The organism is Phycisphaerae bacterium, from assembly GCA_019636475.1.
Lineage (GTDB): Bacteria > Planctomycetota > Phycisphaerae > UBA1845 > UTPLA1 > JADJRI01.
In genome coordinates, this window is record JAHBXN010000005.1 from 367,084 (window position 1) to 391,500 (window position 24,417).

Genomic DNA, 24,417 nt, shown 5'->3' on the forward strand with positions numbered 1-24,417 from the left:
TGATGGCGATCCCGGCAAATTCCTGCACTGCATTCGCGTTCCTGGCTTCAAACCTGAATGAAGAGCCGGCCCGCGGCCGACCTCAAGGACAGGATTGCAGCGGACCGCTCAGCAGGGTAATCACGAAGAGCTGCACATCCGCCAAGCCAAGTTGACCGTCGCCATCGAGGTCCGCGCAGCCACAAGGACCGGATGCCGTTGCAATGACACAATCGACGAAGCCCTGGGCGTCGCGGCCATCGATGGAGTGATCGCCGTTAAGGTCGCCACGGCATCCCTGACATTCACAGATGTCCGCATCGCCGTTTCCGTTGATGTCGGCGCAGTCCGTCCCGAGTCCCATGAATGTTCCTCCGAAGGCGGCGCAATCGCCGCCGGACAAAGTCAGGATGCAGCCGTTCTGGGCAAGACAGCAGGCCCCGCTCGTCGGCGCGGGAACGATGGCCGCACTCCATACAGCGATCGCATCGATGTCGTCGGCCAGCGGCGCGTCGAGATAAGGAAACGAGAGACCGTCCAAAAAGCTGGCGTAGATCATCGCGGGATTGAGACCGCCGGATTCATCGAGATTGGATGCGGGGTCGTCGTCCGCGACGCTGAACAGCAGCGCGACAAAGACTCCACCGAGCGCGCTGCTGTGCAACTGGACGAATTCGAATGCGTCGATGTCGACGCCATCCGGCAGTCCCAGATGCACCGCGTGATCAATCGCTACGATGGGGATGCCATTCACGACTTCATAAATGTCGCCGGGGTCAAGTGAAATACCGTTAATCGGGTCGAACCAGGTCGCTTCGTGATCGCAGGAGAAGTACCAGTGGTCGCAGCCGGCCGCCGGATCGTTGATGTCGAGGGCGTCGACGTCGTCATCGTCGGACCCGGACAGATCTGGATTAGGTGCGAGATATGAATGGACGGTCGCCTCATCCGCGATGTTGACGCTGAAAACTGTGGCGGCGCGAGGCAGAGGTGCCGGATTGATCGCGGCGTCGTCGAGCCGCAGATAGATCACTTCGTCCCGACCGGCCGAGGTGCCGTAGGTATGTGCCCGAATCGGCGAAAGGGAATTGGTCGGTACGGAACAGAAGCCCGCTGGCGCGCCGTAGTGCGTCGCCGAGTCGTCATCGAACGAAACCATCAGGTGTTCCGGGAAATGAATGCAGGAGGATCCGCTCACTGAAATGGGGCCGAAAAATCCGGGAATTCCTGCGAGCGAGAGGTCGATCGAGTCGGTTCCGTCGAGATCGAACCAACTGGAATTCACCCATGTGCCGAAGCAGACCGGCGCGATGCTGGCGCAATCTCCCGCTGACGGCGACGGATCGCTTCCGGCAAATGCCGTGGTGTCGTCACGAAAGCCGTTCGCTCCGCAGTTTGGCGCAATCGCCTGCTGCCACAGATAGACATCACCCGGATCAAAGCTCTCGTTTCCGGCGGCCTGCGGATCGCTCATCTCGCTGTCGGAGCCGATGTCGAGCGAGAACTCCCGCTGCGGTTCGACCGGATTGACGGGCGGAATTTGCGGCGCAACATAGCCGACTGTAATGCGCAGACGCCCCTGAAAGATCGCGTCGGATTCCGGACCGACCTGGATGCCATTGGGCCCCGGATCAAGAAGGCTCGCGCGCGTGATCGAGTCCATCGCGATACGGATGGTGTCACCCACGCGCGCGGCGATCGCCCCGCCCTGATTGTTCTTGACGTTCCAACCGGGAAGTCCGCCAGGCGAGGCAAAGTCGAATCGCCCACCGAGCAACTCGCGTCCACCCACTTCGAGGCGATTGTTTGTGCGGACCGCATCCTCGCCGGCCAGTCCACCGGCGCAGTTGGGATGCAGTGGATTCTGCGGGCACTCATGCGAGGTGGAAGCTCCGCCGAATGCGTCCCAGTAGTAATAGACCAGAACAGGCGCCCCCGCCGGCCCGTTCACGATGTTAAGATCGATATTGAAATTAAGTGCCATTGTCGCGGCAGCAATATGACCGTCGGTGAACTGATCGCAGTACGAGAGATTGAGCCACTGAACGGTGATCTCGTCGGTGTTATCGCCGTCGATGAAGGCGCGGGCCTTGATGACCGACTGCACACGCAGCGGCGGACCGCCGCCGGGCGGCAGCACCTCCTCGACCGCCTCGCGGAAACACTTGTAGCCGTATTCATGCACGACGCCGTTCGTGCCGGCAACGCTGGGCAGAAACGCACCGGTCTGCTGGCATGTTTCATTGACGACGGTCAGCGGACCGGTGATGTTCAGCTCGTTGGAGCTGGCATTGCCGTCGATGGTCGCATCCGCACCGGCGATCTGCCAGCGAACTTGTCCGATGACCGATTGGGGCATGGCCGACATTGCCCATGCAATGCCCGCGAAGCACACGATGAATTGAGTATTGACGACTCTCTGCGTTCTTGATGGCCTCATCGGACGACTCCATTTCAGCGGTTTCGACAAAGCCCGCTACGAATTCAAGCGGGCTCAGCGCGTGATTCAGCGCAAACGTCGCATTTGCCGTACTGGAATCGAAGACGGACGAGTCGTTGCCGTGGCCAGTTGCCGGCATCCGACGCACGGCCGATCGCAGAGAAATTGTGAACATCGCCGGGGGGCACGCCGAGGAAGGGCGACGAATATCGCTCGCAAAGCCGGCTCGCCTGCCCCAACATCTGAAGCCCCCCTTTCGGGTAAAAAAGTGGCCGAGAAGCGTTCTGAAGCCGTCATCCTTTGGGAGAGTTCGTTATGATAGCGTGTACAGGGGATTTCATCGCTATCCGGAGGGGCCCCTCAAACAGTTTCTCGGCCGATGCGGGTGCGTAGCTTGCCCGCTGCGGAAGCCCCCCGAAAGAATGAGGAGACGCTGAAATGACACAGACCGCTTCCGCGCGGCGCGCGATACAGTTCGCGTTGATTCTGACCGCACTCGTGTGGCTGCTTCCTGGGCTCGGCCGCCAGTTGGTTCAAGCTCAGATTCCGCACGCCGTCGATCCGCTTCGGAATCCGCTGTTCTCGATTGATCTGCTGTCACCGACGGCCAGCACCGAAGGCGTTTCGGCGTCCGACGTGCTCGACAAGCCGGGCCCCTCAGTCCGCTTCAGCGCTCAAGGACTTCGACTCAATAGCCCGCTTGACAATCTGAACGCACTCTCAAGCGATCGCTCCGATCTGACGACAGCGGGAACAGCGGGCACCTTTGCAATCCTTTTCAGCGTCGATCGCTTGTCAGTCGGCGCCGCTGATCCCGATCCGGACCTCGTCGCCAGCAATCGGCCGTTCAACGTCCGTGAGCAGGCCATGAAAAACCAGGCGGCTGCGGATCTGTTCATGTCCACGCTGCTTTTCGATCTGAACGGACCGATCGTCCCCCCGCTTCGCGGCCCGGGCGGCGGCAACAACACCGGCGTCATCAATCAAGGTGATGCCGGCGGTGTGGACTACGACCTGAAGCCCACCAAGGCGCCCTCAAAAAACACGCCGCCCCCGCCCGAACCCAAGGACGACGTGGATGCGGCAGTGTCCCAGGAGTCAGGCGGCGGAGGTCCGATGCGAGGCATCTCGACGGACGGCATTTTCTTCTCAGTTTCGCGTAACAGCCCTTCTCTTCAAAATCTTCCCGGTACACCCAGTGGCGCCAACGTCTATTTCGACTTTGAGCCGTCGATTCCGATGGGAGAGATCATCTACGCGCGAGCTGACCAGCTTGGCCTTATTAGCGGCCCAGGCGGCGATGACATCGACGGGCTGGTGGTCATCGACCACGGAGACCGAATCCTGAATCCCGCGACCGATCGAATCTTCTTTACCCTGACGCGTGGTTCACCGACGCTTGCCACATCGCCGGATTTCAGCGCGGCCGACATCTTCGTTTCAAACGGATCCGGTAGTTTCGTGCGATTCGCCGAGGCCGCAGATCTGGGTCTGGGACCGAACGATCACATCGACGCCCTCGAAGTGCTGGTGACCGACGACATCGAGGACGCCATCTTCCGCCATGCCCTTCTGCGCATCCTGCCAGGCGACTTCGACGGCAACGGCATCCTCGACCAGATTGACTGCGACCACTTCCATACCTGCTTCAGCGGCGATGGCGTCACGTTCGATACGAACGGCACAGCCACCACGAACATCTCGGTCGGCCCTGGTTCGTCATTCAACCCGGCCGATATCGTTGTGGAAACCGGAGACACGGTGCTGTGGACGTGGGTCGACGGCCCGCACAACGTGGTGAGCGGCAGCGGAGGCGTGTTTGACGGAGCCTTCTTCTCCGGAGCGCCGACGTCGAACGCGGGAACCGTCTTCCAGGTGCTGTTTGACGATAGCTTTCTCAATTTGCACCCACGCGGCGGAAGCAACTATTCCTATTTCAGTCAGCCAGATCAGTCCGCGGGCATGACCGGCACGGTGGCCGTTGTGCCACATCCGTGCGCGACGTTTGACATGGACTTCGACGGCGACGTGGACTGCGCCGACTGGCTGGACTTTGCGAACCTCTATCTGCAATTCTCATCGACGCTGTGCGTGCCGCTGACAATTCCGGAATTCGTGGATGCGCTGCTCATGATGCCGCAGCAGCCCTGGCATGCGTGCGCGGCGGATGTGAATCTGGATGGCTTCACTGACGGTCGCGACATCCGACCGTATGTCGATGCGTATCTGGCCGCGCCCTGAGGCGACAATTCCCCGCGGCTCTTGAAGATCGGCCGATCAATCCGCATCCGAATCGCCGCGCCCCGCGAGTGCCGAGAGCGTGTCACGACCGATCAGGGAAAAAGTGCCGCGATGGGCCGCGGCCCACGAGGAAAGCCATGTCTCATCGATGGGAGGCGTCGCCCGGACGATATTCACGCCGATTGACTGCGTGCCGATTTTCTCACTGAAGCGCTCAAACGCTGCACGATCGATTTCACCATCGATGAAAAGCCAGACGGACGTCGGCTCAAATGCGAGCGTTGCCCGAAGCAGTGCATCGAGCGACTGCACATGCGTGGGCCGGACGGCCCGCACCATGTCGTACGCCCGAACCTTCTGCTCACTCGTCGCAGACTCCATCGTCAAACCGCCCGGCCACGTGGTGACCGTATCATCCTCGACGGCTATGATCGCAAACCGCTGACCCGAACCAAGCGACTGAATCTGCCGTGTGAGCTGGTCGATCATCGCGAAATGATCGGGCGCGTTGCCGACCGGAGAGCTCATTGCGAACACAACACGCTGGGCGCCGAAGCTCAACGGAATCATCAGCATGGTCGGCTCACCGGCGGGTGGAATCGCGATCTCCTGTCGGCCGAAATGAGTGCCACCGGTCGATGCCTCAACCAGGACGGTCTTGCCGGTCTCTTCAGGAGCGAACTCCATCGTGACCGGAGCAGTGCCGAGGTCACGTCCGGCCACCACCACCCGGCCCCCGGGCGGATCGGTATAGACATTGATCCGCGCCAGCGTCCTCGCCAGCGCGATCTTCGCTCGCATGTCGTCGCCCCCACCGTCTTCGGGCAAATCGATCCACAGTTGCGCGTTGTCGTAGCCATCGAGGACTGCGGCAATCTCGATGCGCTTTCCAAGCGTTCCCGGCTCCATCTCCACTCGAAGTGGTGCGACGCCAGCGAGACGGCCGTTGATGCGAATCGTCGCTCCGGCCGGTTCGGTCTCAACCGCCAGCATCCGTCCGAGTTCCCTGAGTTCCAGTTCCATTGCGAGCGCGTCGCCAACCTCCGGCGGTGAAACGCGTTGAGTCAAGTCCGCATAGCCGTCATGCCGAATCGTCATTTCAGGCGACTTGGTTGGATCCATCGACAGCGTCAGCGGACTGGTACCTCGCATCTCTCCATCGATCCAGACCTGGGCATTCGGCGGTATCGTGGTCAGTGACAGGTCGTACGGCATCCGCATGAGAGAAACGTAGGCATCTGGAGCACCGAGATATGTGGATACAGCCTGGGCCACGGGATGGTAGCCCGGCGCTGAAATTTCAATCAAATGCGAATCGAGATCGTCGACGGGCAGTGCGATCGAAATCCTGCCGAACGAGTCGGCGCGTCCAACGGGCTCGCCATCGAGCTTCACCTCGGCAAAAGGCGGCGAGATCGTCAACGTCAGAGGCGAGGGAACCTCGAATGTCGCGGGAATCGCCAATCGCTCGGCGGGAGAACGCATTCGAATTGCGTAATAGGCCACGGTGAAAGTCAGCAACAGGCCGACGGTGATGCCGACCAGAAGGTCGCGCTTTCGGCGGCGATAGCGAGGCGTGCCCTCAACAGAAAATGGTGGAGTCGGCGGGTGGAAATGTCGCCGACTGCGCGGCGTATCCTTGGACTCGGGCGACGGAACCACAACGCTCGCCGCATCATTTGTCGCGTTCGGCAAAGTCTTTGGTGAGGCGCTGGCCATCGTACTCAGTGCGGCAGCCGCCAGCCGGTCCTCCAATTCCTCCCGGGACAGTTCCGGCGCCGGCATCCTCGCACGTGTGGGACTCATCGTCGATGCGTCTTTCGCCACCGTGCAAGACCCCGGACGGTCTGTTAGTGCCGTCTGCGAACACGAGGAGATCGGCATCGAAGCGGAATGAGGCATGGCCGCCGCTCTTTCGGCGCTTTCCTTCGGCCTGTCCACCAGTGAAGGCGACTGGGCCGCAGGCTTCGGCGCAGGCTCTTCCGAACCCGGAATGCCGCGCAATCCGCCCCTTATTCGGGGCGTTCCGAACTGCACTGTTCCCGAAGCGACGATCGCAACGCGCTGTTCGCTTCGCCGATCTTTTCCGTCCCATCGAGAATCCCCTAGGACCGCGATAGGAGTCGACGCTGACTTATCCGTCGACTCGCGTCGTGCAGAGTGCGCGCCCATGCCGGGCGGCGCCACCGTAGAGACGTTTTTATCATTGACGGAGGCTGCGACCTGTGCCTGGGTGGCGGCACTGGGCATGATCGATGTCCGACCGGAGGACACGGCGGCCTCAACCGGGACCTGGCGATTGACTCCCCTCCCATCGGCCGATCGGGGCGCGTTGGCGGCGGTCCGCTCGAGCGAATTGGCGGACGCGCCATTTGCCGCGGAAGTTTGCGACGAAATTGCTCGAAATCGCGGGCGCGGCAGCGAGAGGAATTCGTCATCCTCATCAAGCGTGGTCTTGCCGGAGATCAGTTGATCGGCGCGAAGTGGCTGAACGATGCCGCTAAGCGACTGCCGGCATTTCAAGCAGACGCCCTCGATCATCGAGACGGCGTCATCCGACTCCAAGGCCCGACCACACCGTTCGCAATTCAGCGGATTTATCACCGCAGTCAAACCCTCCATGGTTTGAACCGACACATTCGCGTGCCCCGCGCCGTGATCGACGCGGAGATTCTTCCCTTGATTCATCGACCGAACGGGTCCCATAACTGTAACCCACTCACGCCGTCTGCACCACCGTCACCCCCTCATACCGTTTCCATGAGCCAGGCAATCCAAAATCGCCAAAATCCGGCCGCCCGCCCTCCGTTGACACTTGATCGACCGCGTATGACGATGCGAATCGTGACGATCACGAGTCCGCCGTCGGCCAGCGGCTGCCTCGTCTCGTATTCAACCCTTACGAACAGCCGGCAGACGGTCCAGCCGCCTGTCGCTCGGGGGTTCGGGGACGCCGTGACTGAGCAGGTGATTCACCGATCGCTGCCGGTTCCCGCTACAATCGAAACGATCGACCGACCAGGCGCACGAGTGTCCCTTTATGCCGAACCTGATCGTCACATTCCCCGACGGCCGTACACAGGCATACAACATGCGAAAGCCCGAGCTGCTGATCGGGCGAGACAGCGGATGCGATCTGTCGCTACCGGATGACACGATCACTTCGCGCCAGCATGCCAAGATTCTGCTGCGAGCAGACAATTCGCTCTGGATTCACGATCTGAAAAGCAAGAACGGCACAACCGTCAACGAACGTGCCATCGCCGCAGCGCCGCTGCACCCCGGCGATCGGATCCGAATCGGCACCTATGTCATCACGCTCGCAGCGGAGGCCCATCGGCCCGAAGCCCAGGTGGATACCCCAACGGACCTGACGACGGGGGTAACTTCCGGCTGGCGTGCAGAACCGCATTCAGAACTTTCGCAACGACGCCTCAAGACGCTATATGAACTGAATGAACGCCTCGCCGGCCGGTTTGACCGCGACGATCTGCTTCGCGAACTGCTCAATGTCTGTACTGAACAACTACGTTTTGAGCGGGCGGGCATCGCACTTTGGAATGCCTCATCGAAGCATCTGAACTGGATTGAACTCAACAACGTCGGTCATGGCGGACCCGCGGGCGAATTCCTCATCAGCCGATCGATTGTTGATCGATGCGTAAATGACGCCGAGCGCATTCTGATCAACGACACCAGCTCATCCGACGTGGACCCGACCCAGAGCATGATCTCGAACAACATCCGCAGCGCGATGTGCGTTCCGATGGTGTACCTTCAGGAAGTTCATGGCGTCATCTATGGCGACCGTGTCACGACGAGTGGCGGCTACAGGAAGGAAGACATCGACTTTTTCGGCGCACTCGGCCGGCTCGGCGCGATGGGCCTCGCAAATGTTCAGTTGGTGGAGGAAATCAAACGGCGGGATTACGTCGATGCCCAATTGCGAACGGCGCGACAAATTCAGGTTGAGCTATTTCCAGGGGAACCACTTCAAACCGATTCGGTCCGGATCGACGCCTTAAATGACCCCGGGCAGAAGGTTTCCGGTGACTACTACGACTACTTCGTCCGCGATGACGGTCTGATTGTCGCGGTCATCGCCGATGTCGCCGGCAAGGGGCTGCCGGCTTCACTGCTGACCGCAAACATCCAGGCGGCCGTTCGGCTGATACTCGATTCTCAAACGGACATCGCGGCTGCCATGCGACAACTCAACAAGCTGGCGATCCGAAACATGCACGAATCGCGATTCATAACCGGAATCTTCGGCCTGCTCGACCCCAAGCGCCGGGAGTTTACATTCTGTAATGCAGGACATCCCCCGCCTTACCTGATCGAGGCGCGATCCACCATGCGAAAACTGGAATTCGAACCCGACCTGCCGCTCGGCATCGAGGAAAACGACCTGTGCTACCACGCCAGGACGATCACGCTGCCCGCATCGACCTCCTCGATCCTGATGTTCACAGACGGCGTGCCCGATGCCGAGGATGAGCATGGGGAGCAATTCGGCGAGGGTCGACTGGTGGCCACATTAAATGCGAATCTGGCGCAGCCTTCGCACGAGCTCGTGACGCGCGTCCGCCGATCGATCAAGCAATTCACCCGCAACCAGCCTCTGACGGACGACGTCACGCTCCTTGCAATCGAGCTTTCATGAATTCGCCTCTGCCGTCGCCGACGGTGTGAAGCTCGCCGCGCTGACCAGCCTGTCGCTCCCCGCGCGTCGTGTTACACTTTCCCCGAGTCTTTGGAAACAATCACCCGCACACCCTCGATCCAGGAAGGGAAAGGCATGACCCGCGCACGACTATCGATCAAAATCGCCACCATGATGGCACTCACCGTTGCAAGCGCCTCCTGCGATGTGTTGGAGCAGCTCATTCTCCGACCATCGGACAACATCCGAAACACACCTGCCGATTTCGGCTACGAAGCGGAAAAGCTCGCACTGCCGATGGCGGACGGAACCCTCATCAGCATCTGGCATTGCAAGACACCCGCCGCGACCCGCAAAGGGATCATCGTGGTTGTGCCCGGCAATGACGCCAACAAAGGTCGATACACCGCTGGACTGCCGCTGTTTTCCGATTTCGGCTGGGACATGATTCTCATGGACTATCCCGGTTTTGGAGAGAGCACGGGCACGAAATCACTTCAGGGCCTGATCGACAGCACCTTCGTCGTCACTGACTATGCCATGTCCAAGGCCGATGTGGTCGTCGGATACGGCATCAGCATGGGAGCACCGGTACTCATGCGCGTCGCGGCGGAACGCGATTTTGCCGCGGTGATGTTTGAGAGCATTCTCGATCTGTGGGGAGAAGGATCGGGCTTCATTGAACATCACCTCGGCGGCATTCCGGGAATCGACGATTCGCCGTTCGTCTCCGCGATCGATCTCGTCGCTATAGCCGGTTCGCCCGAGGCTTTTGATACCAAGCGCTGGGCTGCACTCGTCGAGGAACCGAAGCTCTTCATCCATTCGCCGGAAGATAACGTCACACCCTTTCAAACCATGTGGGAAGTCTACAAACGAGCCCCACAGCCCAAACATGTCTTCGTAACCGAGGGCGATCATGCCCTTCAGATATTTCTCGACCCGGTGCTCTATCGCGAAACAATCAACGGCTGGCTCACCGGGGTACTCAGTCCCGACCCCATCCTGAACGAGAAATTCCAGGAGATACTCCAGATCGAGATTCAGGCAGCTCTGGATGAATTGGGCCTGTGAGCCGGGAGGCGGCGCGGCCATGGAAAATGAAACTTCCAACGCGCGCTCAAAGCGGCGTTCGACCGCTCACGGCTGGTTTGCGGATTCGGCGTAGCCAGTGACTTTCACGACCTGCTGCGCGGTATGAACGCTTCCCGTCAATAGGTCCGTGAACGTCACCACCACCGTGATTTCTCGCGCGGGCGGCCGTGCGGGACTCACCCCGGAAGACGCTCCGCGCTGACCTGCCGGTGTCACCCGATCGACGGCGGCATCCGAACCGCCGCTCTCCCACGGCAGCTTGATCGTGTAGTGCGAACTCAGAAAAGTGCCGTACCACATCTGTCCGAGTTCGTCGACAGAGAAATTCCTGTCCAGTATCACGCTTGGTTTGTTCGCCTGCGTCAAATTCAGGATTGTGACCCCGGCCGATCCGGAAGCGCGCATCGGGCCGCCGAACTGATCCACCGGCAGGACGTACACCACCACGCCATCATCGATGCCGTCTCGATTGTCGTCATATCCCCCGGAAAGTCGATCGATCCGAATTCCGGCGACATGCACGACGCGATCCAGCGAGCGATCACCCTCAAGCCCGCGCAGCGTGGCGATTGTGGCGGCCTGCTCGGCGAGTTGATCGTTCTTCTGCGCCAGTTCGGTCTTCAAGCGCTGGTTCTCGTCATTGAGCCGCTGAATTTCATTGATACGGTCCGCGTCCGCAAGCACACCCGGGCTCCGTCCCCCGCCGCACCCGGACACCGCCGCGGACAGCCACATGCCACACAATAAAAAAGCCGGTCGCACGATCCCGCGCGGCCGGCTGAATTGATGGGACGGGTTCGCAGCCTGAACGGCGAAACTCATTCGTCGCTCGAAGCCTTTCTCGGCGGCAACTCGGGCTGTCGATCGAGCAATTTGTCGATCAGCCCGTATTCCAGCGCTTCTGATGGGGCAAGCCATAGGTTTCGATCACAGTCCTTCTTGATCTTCTCCGTATTCGTGCCGCTCTGCGACGCAAGAATGCCGTAGAGAATCTCGCGCAACCGGAGAATTTCCTTGGCCTCGATCGACAGATCGGTCGCGGCACCCTGCATCACACCACCGATTAACGGCTGATGCAAGAGGACGCGCGAATTCTGGAGCGCGTATCGCTTCCCCTTCGTACCGCCACAGAGCAGGATGGCTCCCATGCTGGCCGCCATGCCGATGCAGTACGTCGCGACATCGCATCGGACAAACTGCATCGTGTCGTAGATGGCCAGCCCGGCCGACACGCTGCCACCCGGCGAATTGATATAGAAATGAATGTCCGCGTTCGGATCTTCGTTACTCAGATAGAGCATCTGGGCCACGACGACATTCGCCGAATCGTCGTCCACCGGACCGCCAAGAAACACGACGCGGTCTTTCAACAGTCGCGAGTAGATGTCATACGCCCGCTCGCCGCGGCCGGTCTTTTCAATCACAAACGGGATCAACTGATTCATTGTCATCGGCACTCCTTCGCCGTTCCGGGCATTCGGAGAATGGGTTTCAATTCGGACGGACGCGGCACGCGACAAGCGTCCACGACCCGCTTCGAGGATTACTTCTTCTTGTCCTTTTCGGAAATTGACGCGTTTTCGAGGATCTCATCGACGAGTCCCCATTCGACGGCTTCCTTCGGATCAAGGAAACGATCGCGCTCCGTCTCTTCCTCGATTTTCTCAATCGGCTGGCCTGTATGGAAAGCGAGAATCTCATTCAGCTTGCGCTTGTCGCGAAGAATCTCCTCGGCCTGAATTCGAATATCCTCGGCCTGACCGGTGATGCCGCCCCACGGCTGATGCAGCATGATCTTGCTGTTTGGCAGAGCATAGCGCTTCCCCTTGGTGCCGGCAGTGAGAATGACCGCGCCGCCACTGGCCGCCTGACCGATGGAGTACGTGCGGATATCGCACGAAAGGAACCGCATCGTATCGTAGATCGCCAGGGTCTGGTCCACGAGCCCCCCCGGGCAGTTGATGTAAAGGTGAATATCCTGCTCTTTTTTCACGCTCTGCAGGTAGAGAAGTCGCATGATGACAAGGCTGGCCGTGCGCTCGTTGATCGGCCCAGCCAGGAAGATAATGCGATTTTCAAGCAGCATGTCCTCAATCGACATCTCTCGATATCGCTGGGGAGGACCGGCCTGCGCGAAGGTTTCGACCTGTCTCGGCGTCAGAACGCCGCCGTAGGGAAATATACCGCCATCCATGAAGTATCCCTTGTCGCATTGATCACGGGGGCTTCAAACTGCCGGGCCGCGATCGAGTTTCCGTTATTTACATCGACGCCATGCGAAGCTGGATTGACTATTCAGACTTCTTCCGAGTCGTCTTTTTTGCAGCTTTCGCGGGCTCTTCGGCTGTAGCGGCAGAATCTGCAGCCTTCTTCCTGCCCTTGGGCGCCTTTGCTTCGACGCCGGCGTCTTCCGCTCCCTTGTCAGTCGCCTTTGCGGCCGGTGCCTGCGACCGTGTGGCCGTCTTTTTCGATGTCCCTTTTGCAGCGCCGGACTTCGTCGACTCCGTGTCGGACGCTTCGCCCTTTGCCTCACCAAGCTTGGCGTCAGTGATCTCGGCCGATTCGAGAATGCGATCGATGCACTTCTCGTCGCGAATTTCGAGATACAGCATCGTCAGGCCGTTGTTCTGAGTCAGTTCGTCGCGCACGCGGTCGAACCTTCGATTATAGGATCGAGCGATCGACGCAATCTGGGAATTCAGTTCCTCCTCCGTGACGTCGATCTTCCATTTTTCGGCAATCTTGTCGAGGATGAAGAACAACTTCAATTCCGTCGCGGCCTGTGCGCGGGCGCCGGTCATCATTTCGTCGGCGTGCTTCTCAATCTCATCATCGGGCACGCCCTGACGGGCCAGTTCGACGCGCCGGCGCGAAGCGATCCGCTCCGCCTGCCGCGAGGACAGTCCCTCGGGCACCTCGATCTTCGTGTTCTCCAGCAGATACCGGCGCACCTGCTCCTGCATGCCTCGGCGAATCTCCTCGCCGAGCTGCGATTGCATGGTCGTGCGGACGTATTCCCGGAAATCGGACTCCTTGTCAAAGCCCATCGATTCAAGGAAGGAGGCATCCAGCGGCGGCAATTGCAGCCGCTTGATTTCCTGAACCTTCAGCTCGAATTTTGCGGTCTTGCCCCGGAGATCGGCCGTCGCATAATCGTCCGGAAGCGGGCCCTCTACCGTTCGCGACTCACCAACTTTCGCGCCAGCCATCTTTTGTCCGAAGTCCGACACGACCGCGCCTTCCAGCATCTGAGCGCGGGCGGCAAATCGCACATTCTCAGCCGTCTTGATTTCCGCGCCATCGACTGTCATGCGCATGTCACAGACAAGAAGGTCGTCTGCCTGGACAACGTCGCCCTCGGCGGTCGGAGCGAATGACCCGCGTCGGGCGCGGAGGCGGTCGATCTGAACAGACACGTCGTCGTCCGAAATCTCCAGACTCGGCTTTGAGACCGGAACCTTTTCGAGGTTCGGCAGTTCGAATTCCGGCTTGACCTCCACTTCGCAGCGGAACTCGAAATCGCCGTCGTCAGGGATCCTGATCGAGCTCAGCGCCGCCTGCATGTCGGCGAGTTGCTCCTTTTCCTCGCCGCTCTTGTCCTTCGCGCGAACCCAAACGAGCGGATCGCCCAGAACCTTCATGTCCTCGCGCTCGACGGCGGCAAGATACGCATTCGACAGAATGCGCGTCTGGACCTGATCGTTCACATCGCGTCCGAAGCGCTTCTCGATCAGACGCCGCGGCGCGCGGCCCTTCCGAAAGCCGGGCACAGTCGCTTCCGTCAAAAGCTCCTTGTACTCCTTGTCAAACTCGGTCTGGAGACTCTCGCGCGGCACCGTGACCGTCAGTGTCTTGCGAAGCACGCCGGCATCGGCGACCTTGACCTTGATCACGCTCTTGAGCGTTTCCTTAAGGTCCACCGCGCCACCCTCGGCGCCCTCTGTGGCATCCGATGCGTTCTGGTCGATCACTTCGTTTTCCGACATGACGTGAGCCTCCTTCCAATTCGCAGCCTTTGAGACAGGCCGCTCGTCCGATAAATCTGATTCCGCGCAACAAAAAAGTCGGTCAGGCCGTTTCGGACCGCTGACCGACTTGGTGTCAATCAAAGCAGCACGCGACACCCGCCCCACGTCCGAGCCTGATTCGGACGGCCTCCAGCAAGTGCCTATTTTTCGTTCGTCACTCGGTTATCGGCAATCGCGAAACGACGACCGCAGCACGCCGAGCAAACAAACAAAGCGGGTGATGGGGCTCGAACCCACGACATTCACGTTGGCAACGTGACGCTCTACCACTGAGCTACACCCGCGTTTCCGACGAAACCTGCCCGTCGAAAGCCATTCTTTCATACCCGCTTGGCCGGCTTCCGTCAATACCCTCCAAACCTTCGCGCTTGCGGCTGGTGTATCGGTCTGATTGAACCGCCGGAAAACAGGCCGGGGATGACCTTCTTGAAGTTAACCTGCCCCATAATTGATACTTACCGCACTTTGAGGGAGCCTAACTTCTCAGAATAGAATCACCGATCAAACCGTGAGAGCGGGCTCGGGCACGAGCGCCCCAATTGGGGATCGAGATACCCGGAAATCACGAGGGGATATATCCAATGAAGTCCATACCGCAGTGCTGCCGCACCGGCAAGCAACCCACAAAACCCCCTCGTCGGGTACCGTCGTCACGCGGAGTACTGTTTCTCATGGTCCTCTGCGTTTCCGGCACCGGTTCAACTTGCGACGAACTCTCCCCATTTCTTACCATCCTCGATCCCGCCGCCAGCAGTTGGGTCCAACGATGGAATCGAATCGCCATCGATACCGCCGGGCTCGATCACACCCCGGTCGCCAAAGGCGAAATTCGAACTTTCGGGCACCAGCTCGGACCCGGACGATCGTCGCGGGCCATGGCCATCGTTCATATTGCGATCTTCGACGCCATCAATGCCATTGTCGGAGAATATGAAAGCTACACCGGCATCGATCCCGCTCCGCCGAACACATCAATGAAGGCGGCGGTCTCGCAGGCCGCCCATGACACACTCATTGCACTCTACCCCTCTCATGCCAATCGCATCGCCGAAGAACTCGCATCCGACCTTGAACACATCGCCCCCGGACAGTCCAGGGAGAACGGTATCGAACTGGGCCACAAAGCGGCCGCGGCCATCCTCGCACTGCGCCAGAATGACGGTGCGGAACTGCCCGAGGATTACGTCTTCTCAGACGAACCCGGCCACTGGCGCCGGGACCCGATCAATCCCGATCAGGCTTCGCTCGGTTCACAATGGGGAAAGACGCAAACTTTCGTCCTGTCGCGCGCCGACCAGTTTCGATGCCCTCCTCCGCCGCCGATGACCAGCAAGGAGTATGCCGACGCATACGCCGAAGCGAAGGAGGTTGGGGGTGACGGAATCACGACACCAACGGTCCGTACCCCCGAACAGTCTGAGATCGGCATCTTCTGGGCTTATGACGGAACTCCGAGTCTCTGTGCCCCTCCACGATTGTACAATCAGATCGCCGTTCAGATCGCTCGCAAGCGGGGTCTTAATGTCGTCGAAATGGGACGTCTGCTGGCCCTGGTCAACATCGCGATGGCAGACGCCGGCGTCGCAATCTGGGAATCCAAGTACTACTACAATTTTTGGCGCCCCGTCACCGCCATTCGCGAATCTGATCCGAACACAGGCCCCACCGGCCTGGGTGATGGCAACCCGGATACCGTCGGCGATGTGAATTTCACGCCATTTGGCGCGCCGCTGACCAATGGTTCGGGGCCGAATTTCACCCCGCCATTTCCGGCTTACCCTTCGGGACATGCCGGATTCGGTGGCGCACTCTTCGAAACACTTCGAAATTACTTCGGAACCGACAACATCCCGTTTACCTTTGTTTCCGATGAGCTCAATGGCGAAACGCGAGACAGTGAAGGCAATGTCCGTCCGCTCGTCCCGCGTACCTTCAACTCGCTCTCTGAGGCCGAAGAAGAAAACGGCCAGAGCCGGATCTACCTCGGGATCCACTGGAGATTCGACAAAGTCGAAGGTATCGTGCAGGGAAACCGAGTCGCCGATTTTGTCTTCGCTAATGTATATCAGCCCATTCGATAGCACCGGAGCCTGAAGCACTCCGTCGTCACAGACTGGGTGAAACAGCGATTGCACAAGACGCTTCACGGCCCAGCCGCCGGGCTGGCTCGATCTCATACATGGGTTTCTGATTCCCTTCAGGCAAGCGATTCAATGGCCAGAGGCCCGTCACCACTCACGGCCGCAAGTGCTGGCCTCGCCAACCGGACATCGCGGCAAAATTCGTTAGCAACTGGAAGCGATTTCTCACCTCGGATTGATCGCCGGGGGATGACGGAACCGATCCCCAGTGCTATCATGCCGGCCGCATTCAATGCACAAGCTTGCACGCAAAAGGATCATTAAGCAGGCCGCCAGCCAATTCAAAGCGTTTTGGGTTACCGGATCGGATATTCACTGGCGTTCTCCTATTCGGCCGACCCGGCCCATGACTTGGCGATTACTTCTGCCAGGCGAGGCATGTGAAGCGCCGCTGACATAGTGATTACGGATATAAAATAACCAGCGCAGCCATCGTATGGACGAAAATCTAACGAGAAAGTAAAGGGTAATCGTTGGCCCGAGCCAGTGATGGATGAATACCAACCTCAAACGCAGTCTGAGCCGCCTATGAAAGCTGATTCCGTACTCGCGAACGTCATGCAATCCACTCTCCCGAACGGCGTTCGCATGGGGATTCTTGACCTGCCGCACGCGCACCATGTCTCGATCTGGGTCGCGGCGCCGGGAGGTTGTATATACGAAACTCGCCAGACAAACGGAATCAGTCACGCCGTCGAACACCTTCAGTTCTCGACGACCAGGCGGCATCAGACTCGACAGGCCCTTAAGCGAGCCATGGATCGTGTTGCCATGCACGCCAACGCAATGCTCACAGACAGCGCGATGTACTTCACATTCAGTTCACCATCAGAACATGCGGTCGAAGCAATTGAATTGCTGGCGGAGTGTCTGGAAGCCAGAGAATTCGACAAAGAGATACTGAGGACGGAACTCGAGCTTCTCGCGGTCGAGATGGAAACGATGCATCAAATGTCCCCAGACCCGATGTTCCATAGGATCTTCAAAGATCACGCCGCCAATCTCGCGGATGGCGGCTCGCCAAGAACGATTCTGAATCTCCAGTCAGATCAGATCTCCGATTTCGCGCGCAAGGCCCTCGCGCCCGATCAACTGTCCGTCGCAATCGCAGGCCCCATCTCACCCGAAATAGCCAGAGCCGCCGCTCACTGTTTCGGCGAACTCAGAGCAGCCACCAACGAAAGGCTGCGTCCTCCCGAGCCACCCGCGCTGCGGCTGCCTATCTACATTCGTGCGAATTCCGGTCGATTGGGGTGCGTTATGTTTCGCTTCCTGCGGCCGGCCCCAACTACACCTCACGATTACTATACCTGTCGACTCTTGGTAGCCGGCATGAATCTGATTTCCTCACCCATGTCAGAGGAACTCAGATACAAGCTCAGCGGCACATACCATTGTCACGTCGACCATGACTGCCGGGCGGGAATCTATTTCATCGAGGCCACTGCCCAGACACGAATGCGAGACCTCAACAAGGTCGCCGTGCGAATCGCCCAGGAATTCGCCGATATTCGCAATGGCCGAATTGACCGGGACTGGTTTGAAACAGCACGTCGTAACTGTCTTTTCTCTGTTCAGGCTTCACTTGACGATCCGAGTGGATTCGCCAAATACATCGCTTGGCGCGGGAGCAGCACGTGCTGGGTCAACGAATTTTCGAATTCTGATGATATCGCGTGGCTCAGAAATGTCAGGTACGAGGAGATTGTGTCGTTCGCCCAAAGAACATTTACACTTGAAAACCTTGGTATGACCTTCTCGGCCCGATCACGGCTTTTTGATACCAGTCGATTCAGAAAACTGATTGAAGCGGTGCTCAGATGATCCGCACGCAGGGATAGGCAGGTTCCTTTTCTCGGGCGTCCGTGGCCTTCATTCCAAACTGCGAAAAAAAAAGAAAGCCCATGCGTCGTCTCGCATGGGCCTTCAGATATACATGAATCTTGCGACCTTTGCTCGGCGCGATTCCCCGGCAATCAGCGCCGGAAGAACACGCGTCGCGAATCCGACTTGGTCTCGGCCGTCACCCGACCACCGATGCCCGTCCGGCCGCCTGCCGTCGAACCGGCCGATCCGGTTGAGAACCGATTGCCGGTGTTGGCGAACCCGCCGGCGTTGACTTCTCGCACGGGGCTGCCTCGCGCGATGCTCGACCCGTGGCTGGTATTGACCGAGCCGTCAAATCCGATCGACACGTTGAAAGTACTCGCCAATGCCGGACCAAACCGCGGAGCCAGCGCCTGACTCACCGAGAAGCTGACGCCGTCACGATCGATTCCGAACGCCGTGCCGCGCCCATAGTTGATATTACCGCTCCGCGTGTTCGTTCGCGCCCAGCCGGGGCCGCCGCCGTTGTATGCGGCAGTCGCTGTCGCCGTGCCGGGACCGCGGCCATTGCTGCCGGCTGACGCACTCGTGTTCGCTTCGCCCGCATGTGCCATCGTCGCGGCCGCTAGCAGACTCAAGGCCGCCGCCGTCCCGCTCAGCTTGCCCATTCGCATCGACATGTTCTTTTTCATCTCAGTGTCTCCCTCGGCCTGATCGGCCATGTATCCTACGCCTGAAACTCAGACCACATCCGGTATGACACCCTGCGAATCCGTTGGTTAGAGCGACTTGCCCTGCCGTTTACGGCGTGAGTCTTGGTGTCGCCTGAACTTCCGGCCCATTACATCCATTCGACGCTCTATTCCCGATAAACGCGGCACTCACACCCCCAAAAGGCACATTCTCGGATATGAGTGCCCGAAGAGCCGGCTGAAAATTGGGCTTTTCGCCCCATTCCTCCATGATCCCGTCGACGACCATTTCAAACGAGACGTGACGGCAACTGGCCCCCTCTCGCGGGAGGAGACCCGGCCTTTCTGAGCGGCCATTCACCCGGGCCAGTCTGCTATGAAAAACTCTCAATAAAAGTCTTGACTAAGGGGGGGGGGGGGTATTTTACCTCTCGATAGTGCCATCGGGCGGGCACAATTTCGTTATCTCTGCACATCAAAGAGAAAGGAGAATCAATGACAAGAAGAGTGGATTGGATTCGCACCTGCGCGTCAATGTGCGGATCGCCCCAACTCTGTGCAATCGCGCTCATCACGGCCGCCTGTTCAGGTTGCGGTGGTGGCGGAGCGGTCGCAAAGCCGCTCGATACTCGACTTGGTTGCGACGAAGGGGTTTGTATCAACGTCGAGGGATACTGGGGGGCACCCGATGGAGGCATGATTCCTGTCACCATCAGCGGCATCAATACAGACGGAACCTCCACTGGGTTCATTGTGACCGGCACCCGAACCACGGCATGGGTGGATGTCAATGGTAACGGGGAGGTCGATCCCGGTTAATGATCATCCCGAAATTTCCGCCCTGGGGTGGATGTCAATGGTAACGGGGAGGTCGATCCCGGTGAGCCTGTCATCCAAGGGCAGGAGGGTATTGTGACAGCCAGTCCGCCGCCCAATACCGGGGGTGCAACTCCGATGCCGGGAACGATCAACGTTCCGCACCCCGGTCATCCGGGGAAGGTGAAGATTAAAATAAAGGTGCAGATTGAATATACGGAACCGCCTCCCGGTGGGGGTCCCCCTATACCGGGAGAAGTCGAGCGTGAACTGACGCGAGATTATCCATAAGCAACCATCCCTCGCCGTGAATAGTGTGGAATACGAGTAGTCTGAACGATAAAATACAAGGCAGGAGAGACCAATCATGCGTTCGAAAATTCTTCTGGCATCGCTTGTCGTAATCAGTGTTTCGGCGCTTACCGCGATTGCCGATCCGATGGGCTGGTTCGACTGGTATGCCAAGGGCAAGACAACGATAAAGTCGACGTTCAAGTGTTCGCGGGAACAGCCCTGCTGGCTGATCGCTGAGGCATGGGATGATGGCTCCGCGAATTTCAGGGTCGTACCCATGACATCGGGCTGGCCCGAAGACAAGCTTCCCCATCACGGGTTGATCACCGTCAACGGCAAAACGTTCAGGATGGCCCAGCGCAAGGAAGAGGATAAGACCATCCTCTTCGGGAGCGTCCCGGTCGGGACTTTTGACTTGACCGAGCCAATGACCTATACGCTGCTGGCCTACGACGTATACGAAAAGAAACTCGTCGACGACTGGTGCCAATGGTAGGCGGTCCAGCCGAATCGCCCATTGATGATATCGAGCGCGAATTCGACATTTTCGTACTCTGATTCGCGCCAGAAAGTCTTTATTTTCGAGTCCGATTCAAGATGAACTTCCAATAGAGAGGAGTTCAAATGTGCAGATTCGACCATACTGGAAAATCTGCATTGCCATTTGCGTGCCGTGTCTGATCGCTTCGTGGCGTTTGCCGATTCACTCGACTGGATGGATAAGCCGGTTTTCAGGTCGAAGTCCACATACGAAATGCCCCAGGGCCAGCCTTGCTGGCTCATTGAAGAAGCGTGGATGGATGGCTCTGCGATCATGAAGGTCGTTCCGATGACATCGGGATGGCCCGAAGACAAGCTCCCTACGAGCGGTCTGATCACTGTCAATGACAAGACATTCAAGATGGCCCAACGCAGGGAAGACGACAAGATCATTCTATTCGGTACCGTCCCCGTTGGCACGTTCGACCTGACCGTCCCCACGGTCTATTCCCTTCGAGCCTACGATGCCAACGGCGTGATGCTGGTGGATGGCGGCGCGGGCTGGGGAGTCGAGCCATAGCTTCCACGTAGCGATGACGTGGCCATGACACTCTGCCGGCCGTAACTCGAAGCACTTCAAAATCAAAGACCCCGCATCGTGTTCACGCAATGCGGGGTCTTCGCTTTGTTCCCTTCGCCGGCCGATGGGTCGGCGAGTGTTTCTGCCGACCCACCGTCCGAACGATATTCACGGTTCACCGAGCTTAGCGCCGTACTTCGATCGCCGCGCTGTCCACTCGGGCATTTCCGAATCGAACCGCCCGGGTGCTGGCCACGACGCGGGCATTGCTGAATCGGTGCGGACCGCTGGCACTCATGCCGAAGCCGTTGCTGTAGGCCGATCCGTGCCAGCCCGCTTCAGCATCCGAGATCACGCTGCTCGTCGCCACGCCTCCGATCGCATCCGCGATTGATTCACCTTCAGCCACCGCACGGCCTCCGAAATAGCCGTTGCTTCGAGCGACGCTGTCGCTCACCGCCACGCCACGGTGGCTCAAAGCCAGCGATGACGATCGGCTGTCAGCAAACCCGCCGAATCGGCCTCGTGAATCGGCAAGGCTGTTGCTGATCGCCACGCCACCCACTGTCGCGGCCACGCTATCGCTCATGGCAAGTGCGCTGCCGCCGTATCGCCCCACCGCGTTGGCCCGCGAATTGCTCACCGCCAGACCTCGATCGGCGATGGCGAGCGAGTTGCTGACTGCCAGACCCCGCCGATTTCCGTAAGCCTCTGAGTTCGAAACGGCCCTGCCGCCGTTTGTCGCAACGGCCGTCGAATTCGACACCGCATTGCCGACCGCTGTGGCCGTCGCGGAGGCTCGGCCGCCGTTGGTAGCGACCGAGGTTGCGACTGCTTCGGCAGCCATCAGTCTCAGTGAAGGAATCAAGGCCAGTGCCATCGTCAGTGCAAGTGTCTTTTTCATCGGAGTCACTCCTTTCTTATCTGGATTCCGATGTTCATTCACCATCATTGCAGCCACATTGGGTCGCAACGCGAAGATAGACATCGGCCGGCGCAGTTGGTTAGTCGGCGGCGAGTCACTCCCACTTTCCCCTTGGAATCGCGGCGAATTAATCAAATTTAATGCGTGACGTAGCCGAGGGCCCTGACGACAGGTCGCCGGCCCGAAAATCACCGAGCCGGTCCGCCGCCGTCGGAATTCGCGGAATATGCATGTATCACGGCCTGATCGTGAACATTGCCCGGGAATTTGAATGGAAGAACCGTGAACGGCGACGTGCGATGGCGTGCGGCGCTGCGCTATGAGACGAACGACACGATCAACCGCAATACGTAATAGGTCGCCGCGGCAAAGGCTGCCGACATGGGGAGCGTCAGAATCCACGCGGTCAGAATGTCGATGCCGACACTCCATCGAACTGAGGACAATCGCTTCGTCACGCCGACACCGAAGATCGCGCCCGTAATTGTATGAGTCGTGCTGACGGGAATGCCAAACACCGATGCCGCAATGATCGTCAATCCGCCACTTGTTTCCGCCGCGAAGCCGCCAATCGGCTCCAACTTCGTCACACGGTGTCCCAGCGTTTTCACGACTTTCCACCCGCCAAGGTAGGTTCCCAGCGCGATCGCCGCATGACAGCTCAGGATGATCCACCACGCGACTTCATTGGGATTGCCGGACTGATGCGCTGTGTGCGCCATGGCCGGCACGCTCATGAGCAGCGCAACGATAATTCCCATCGTCTTCTGCGCGTCGTTCAATCCATGACTCAGGCTGTACACCGCCGCCGATGCCAGTTGCAAAACGCGGTACACCGTATCAACATTGTGCGGTCGTCGATTTCGGCAGATCCACAGTTGCATCACCATCAGAACCCAGCCGAACACAAAACCCATGATCGGCGCAATGACGATGAAGATTGCGACTCGCGCTACCGTCGACCACGTCAGCGCCGAGAAGCCGCCCTTGACGAGGGCCGCCCCGATCAATGATCCGATCAATGCGTGCGACACGCTGATCGGCAGGCCCTTCTGCGTGCAAACCCAGGTCCAGACGATCGCCGCGACCAGCGCCGCGAATATAAGGTGCGCGTCCGCAAACCCGGGAGCGATCAATCCCTTGCCGATGGTCGATGCCACTTCCGTCCCGAAAAAGAACGCTGCAATAAAGTTGAAGAATGCGGCCCACAGGACCGCGATACGCGGTGTCAGCACGCGCGTGCCGACAATCGTGGCGATCGAGTTCGCGGCATCATTCAGTCCGTTGCAGAAATCGAAAATGAGCGCAACGGCGATGATGAAGATGATGTATGCGGTAAACATGCGTGGAAATGGATCAGGTATTCTTCAGGACAATGCCGTGCATGACATTCGCGATGTCTTCACACCGATCGATCGCCTTCTCCGTCAGATCGTAGATCTCTTTCCACTTCATCACCGCCGCGAAATCGGGTGAGGTGTCATACAGCTCCGCGATGGCCGAATGATGGTGATCGTCACCCTCTTTCTCGAGCATGTGAACTTCCAGCAACGTGTGCCGGATCGTCTCGGAGTTCTTCATGTTTCGGAGCATCGGGACTGCCTTGGCGACAACAAGCCCCGAACGCCTCAGCACGTCGCATTGTCGCAGCAGCCAGGGCGATGACTTCGTGATCCGATAGTACTGAAAGCGCTTCGCCGAGGCATCGACACAATCGATGACGTCGTCGATCCGCTTCATCAGCCGATAGATGTCGTCGCGATCGAACGGCGTAATGAAAGTCCGGTCGAGTTTCTCAAGCGTGATGCGAATATTGTCGTCGCCCTCATGTTCGAGTTCGCGAATTCGCTCCAGCCGGCGAGTGTAGTTCGCCATGTCGTTAACCATGTCGCAATAGGCCTGCGTCGCATCCGACATGGTTCCGGCCGCCTTCTCGAACAGCAGGAAAAACGCGTTATCGCGCGGGATGATGCTGAACAAGGAAAAACTCCGTTGGTCTGGACTTCGTCGGCGTTTCGATTCAACGATCGCCGATCCGCCCGCCATTCTAGCCCTCGACGCCCCTCCGACAAGCAACATCATCACCGATCAACAATCCCGATCGCGCTCGCCGAATTCGGCACGGTACGGCAGGACGCCGAGCATTCGAATCCGCCTTTCGAGCCGGAAGTCTATGCTCTTACAGAAGTAGCAAACACCGAGCCCGCCGGATCAGC

The 24,417-nt window shown here is 59.0% G+C and carries 18 protein-coding genes and 1 tRNA gene; 8 read left to right on the forward strand and 11 right to left on the reverse strand.

All coding sequences use genetic code 11. The features are described 5' to 3' along the window. Positions 1–82: 82 nt before the first annotated feature. Positions 83–2,419, reverse strand: coding sequence for a hypothetical protein (locus KF841_10635; protein MBX3395812.1), 2,337 nt, complete (start codon positions 2,417–2,419; stop codon positions 83–85). 438 nt (positions 2,420–2,857) lie between these two features. Here KF841_10635 and KF841_10640 point away from each other — a divergent pair, with 438 nt between their 5' ends. After that, the gene (locus KF841_10640; protein ID MBX3395813.1) at positions 2,858–4,660 is read left to right on the forward strand and encodes a hypothetical protein; all 1,803 of its coding nucleotides are present in this window, start codon (positions 2,858–2,860) and stop codon (positions 4,658–4,660) included. A 36-nt stretch (positions 4,661–4,696) separates the two neighbouring features. Here KF841_10640 and KF841_10645 read toward each other — a convergent pair whose 3' ends face one another. Continuing rightward, entirely contained in the window at positions 4,697–7,348 is a 2,652-nt protein-coding gene (locus KF841_10645; protein ID MBX3395814.1) for a PEGA domain-containing protein, read from the reverse strand. Between the two features lie 352 nt (positions 7,349–7,700). On the opposite strand from KF841_10645, the gene KF841_10650 reads away from it, so the two are divergent. Together KF841_10650 and KF841_10655 are read left to right on the forward strand one after the other, a co-directional pair. Continuing rightward, positions 7,701–9,323 (forward strand): SpoIIE family protein phosphatase, encoded by a 1,623-nt coding sequence (locus tag KF841_10650; GenBank protein MBX3395815.1) that lies wholly within the window; start codon positions 7,701–7,703, stop codon positions 9,321–9,323. Positions 9,324–9,458: 135 nt separating this feature from the next. Beyond that, complete coding sequence (locus KF841_10655) at positions 9,459–10,397, forward strand: alpha/beta hydrolase (GenBank protein ID MBX3395816.1); 939 nt, start codon at positions 9,459–9,461, stop codon at positions 10,395–10,397. Between the two features lie 66 nt (positions 10,398–10,463). Here the strand turns inward: KF841_10655 and KF841_10660 are convergent, their stop codons facing one another. The 5 genes from KF841_10660 to KF841_10680 form a co-directional block, all read right to left on the reverse strand. Further along, positions 10,464–11,102 carry a hypothetical protein gene (locus KF841_10660; GenBank protein ID MBX3395817.1) on the reverse strand — a complete coding sequence of 213 codons (639 nt, stop codon included), beginning with the start codon at positions 11,100–11,102 and terminating at the stop codon, positions 10,464–10,466. Between the two features lie 134 nt (positions 11,103–11,236). Next, the gene (locus KF841_10665; GenBank protein MBX3395818.1) at positions 11,237–11,854 is read right to left on the reverse strand and encodes an ATP-dependent Clp protease proteolytic subunit; all 618 of its coding nucleotides are present in this window, start codon (positions 11,852–11,854) and stop codon (positions 11,237–11,239) included. A 107-nt stretch (positions 11,855–11,961) separates the two neighbouring features. Beyond that, positions 11,962–12,612 (reverse strand): ATP-dependent Clp protease proteolytic subunit, encoded by a 651-nt coding sequence (locus KF841_10670; GenBank protein MBX3395819.1) that lies wholly within the window; start codon positions 12,610–12,612, stop codon positions 11,962–11,964. A 97-nt stretch (positions 12,613–12,709) separates the two neighbouring features. Beyond that, positions 12,710–14,404, reverse strand: a complete 1,695-nt coding sequence (gene tig / locus KF841_10675) for a trigger factor (GenBank protein ID MBX3395820.1) — start codon at positions 14,402–14,404, stop codon at positions 12,710–12,712. Positions 14,405–14,658: 254 nt separating this feature from the next. Continuing rightward, positions 14,659–14,730: transfer RNA gene (locus tag KF841_10680), tRNA-Gly, on the reverse strand. Between the two features lie 387 nt (positions 14,731–15,117). Between KF841_10680 and KF841_10685 the strand changes: the two genes are divergently transcribed. Then, on the forward strand, positions 15,118–16,527 hold the full coding sequence (locus tag KF841_10685) for a phosphatase PAP2 family protein (protein MBX3395821.1): 1,410 nt from the start codon (positions 15,118–15,120) through the stop codon (positions 16,525–16,527). Positions 16,528–17,115: 588 nt separating this feature from the next. After that, positions 17,116–18,411 carry an insulinase family protein gene (locus tag KF841_10690; protein MBX3395822.1) on the forward strand — a complete coding sequence of 432 codons (1,296 nt, stop codon included), beginning with the start codon at positions 17,116–17,118 and terminating at the stop codon, positions 18,409–18,411. Positions 18,412–18,563: 152 nt separating this feature from the next. Here the strand turns inward: KF841_10690 and KF841_10695 are convergent, their stop codons facing one another. After that, positions 18,564–19,106, reverse strand: a complete 543-nt coding sequence (locus KF841_10695) for a hypothetical protein (protein MBX3395823.1) — start codon at positions 19,104–19,106, stop codon at positions 18,564–18,566. A gap of 495 nt (positions 19,107–19,601) precedes the next feature. Here KF841_10695 and KF841_10700 point away from each other — a divergent pair, with 495 nt between their 5' ends. The 3 genes from KF841_10700 to KF841_10710 all read left to right on the forward strand — a co-directional run bounded on the left by KF841_10700 (position 19,602) and on the right by KF841_10710 (position 21,276). After that, a complete protein-coding gene (locus KF841_10700; protein ID MBX3395824.1) occupies positions 19,602–19,925 on the forward strand; it encodes a hypothetical protein in 324 nt (107 codons plus the stop codon). 364 nt (positions 19,926–20,289) lie between these two features. After that, the gene (locus KF841_10705) at positions 20,290–20,712 is read left to right on the forward strand and encodes a hypothetical protein (protein MBX3395825.1); all 423 of its coding nucleotides are present in this window, start codon (positions 20,290–20,292) and stop codon (positions 20,710–20,712) included. 192 nt (positions 20,713–20,904) lie between these two features. Beyond that, positions 20,905–21,276, forward strand: coding sequence for a hypothetical protein (locus KF841_10710; protein ID MBX3395826.1), 372 nt, complete (start codon positions 20,905–20,907; stop codon positions 21,274–21,276). A gap of 184 nt (positions 21,277–21,460) precedes the next feature. On the opposite strand, the gene KF841_10715 is transcribed toward KF841_10710, so the two are convergent. The 3 genes from KF841_10715 to KF841_10725 all read right to left on the reverse strand — a co-directional run bounded on the left by KF841_10715 (position 21,461) and on the right by KF841_10725 (position 24,181). Further along, positions 21,461–22,180 carry a hypothetical protein gene (locus KF841_10715; GenBank protein MBX3395827.1) on the reverse strand — a complete coding sequence of 240 codons (720 nt, stop codon included), beginning with the start codon at positions 22,178–22,180 and terminating at the stop codon, positions 21,461–21,463. A 338-nt stretch (positions 22,181–22,518) separates the two neighbouring features. Continuing rightward, positions 22,519–23,544 (reverse strand): inorganic phosphate transporter, encoded by a 1,026-nt coding sequence (locus tag KF841_10720; protein ID MBX3395828.1) that lies wholly within the window; start codon positions 23,542–23,544, stop codon positions 22,519–22,521. Between the two features lie 13 nt (positions 23,545–23,557). Then, on the reverse strand, positions 23,558–24,181 hold the full coding sequence (locus KF841_10725) for a DUF47 family protein (GenBank protein ID MBX3395829.1): 624 nt from the start codon (positions 24,179–24,181) through the stop codon (positions 23,558–23,560). Positions 24,182–24,417 lie beyond the last annotated feature (236 nt).

What these genes read in the sequence shown, in the direction of transcription:
- KF841_10635 (MBX3395812.1), bottom strand. Translation starts at nt 2,419, where the DNA reads ATGAGGCCATCAAGAACGCAGAGAGTCGTCAATACTCAATTCATCGTG.
- KF841_10640 (MBX3395813.1), top strand. Translation starts at nt 2,858, where the DNA reads ATGACACAGACCGCTTCCGCGCGGCGCGCGATACAGTTCGCGTTGATT.
- KF841_10645 (MBX3395814.1), bottom strand. Translation starts at nt 7,348, where the DNA reads ATGAATCAAGGGAAGAATCTCCGCGTCGATCACGGCGCGGGGCACGCG.
- KF841_10650 (MBX3395815.1), top strand. Translation starts at nt 7,701, where the DNA reads ATGCCGAACCTGATCGTCACATTCCCCGACGGCCGTACACAGGCATAC.
- KF841_10655 (MBX3395816.1), top strand. Translation starts at nt 9,459, where the DNA reads ATGACCCGCGCACGACTATCGATCAAAATCGCCACCATGATGGCACTC.
- KF841_10670 (MBX3395819.1), bottom strand. Translation starts at nt 12,612, where the DNA reads ATGGATGGCGGTATATTTCCCTACGGCGGCGTTCTGACGCCGAGACAG.
- tig (MBX3395820.1), bottom strand. Translation starts at nt 14,404, where the DNA reads ATGTCGGAAAACGAAGTGATCGACCAGAACGCATCGGATGCCACAGAG.
- KF841_10685 (MBX3395821.1), top strand. Translation starts at nt 15,118, where the DNA reads ATGGTCCTCTGCGTTTCCGGCACCGGTTCAACTTGCGACGAACTCTCC.
- KF841_10690 (MBX3395822.1), top strand. Translation starts at nt 17,116, where the DNA reads ATGAAAGCTGATTCCGTACTCGCGAACGTCATGCAATCCACTCTCCCG.
- KF841_10695 (MBX3395823.1), bottom strand. Translation starts at nt 19,106, where the DNA reads ATGAAAAAGAACATGTCGATGCGAATGGGCAAGCTGAGCGGGACGGCG.
- KF841_10700 (MBX3395824.1), top strand. Translation starts at nt 19,602, where the DNA reads ATGACAAGAAGAGTGGATTGGATTCGCACCTGCGCGTCAATGTGCGGA.
- KF841_10705 (MBX3395825.1), top strand. Translation starts at nt 20,290, where the DNA reads ATGCGTTCGAAAATTCTTCTGGCATCGCTTGTCGTAATCAGTGTTTCG.
- KF841_10715 (MBX3395827.1), bottom strand. Translation starts at nt 22,180, where the DNA reads ATGAAAAAGACACTTGCACTGACGATGGCACTGGCCTTGATTCCTTCA.
- KF841_10720 (MBX3395828.1), bottom strand. Translation starts at nt 23,544, where the DNA reads ATGTTTACCGCATACATCATCTTCATCATCGCCGTTGCGCTCATTTTC.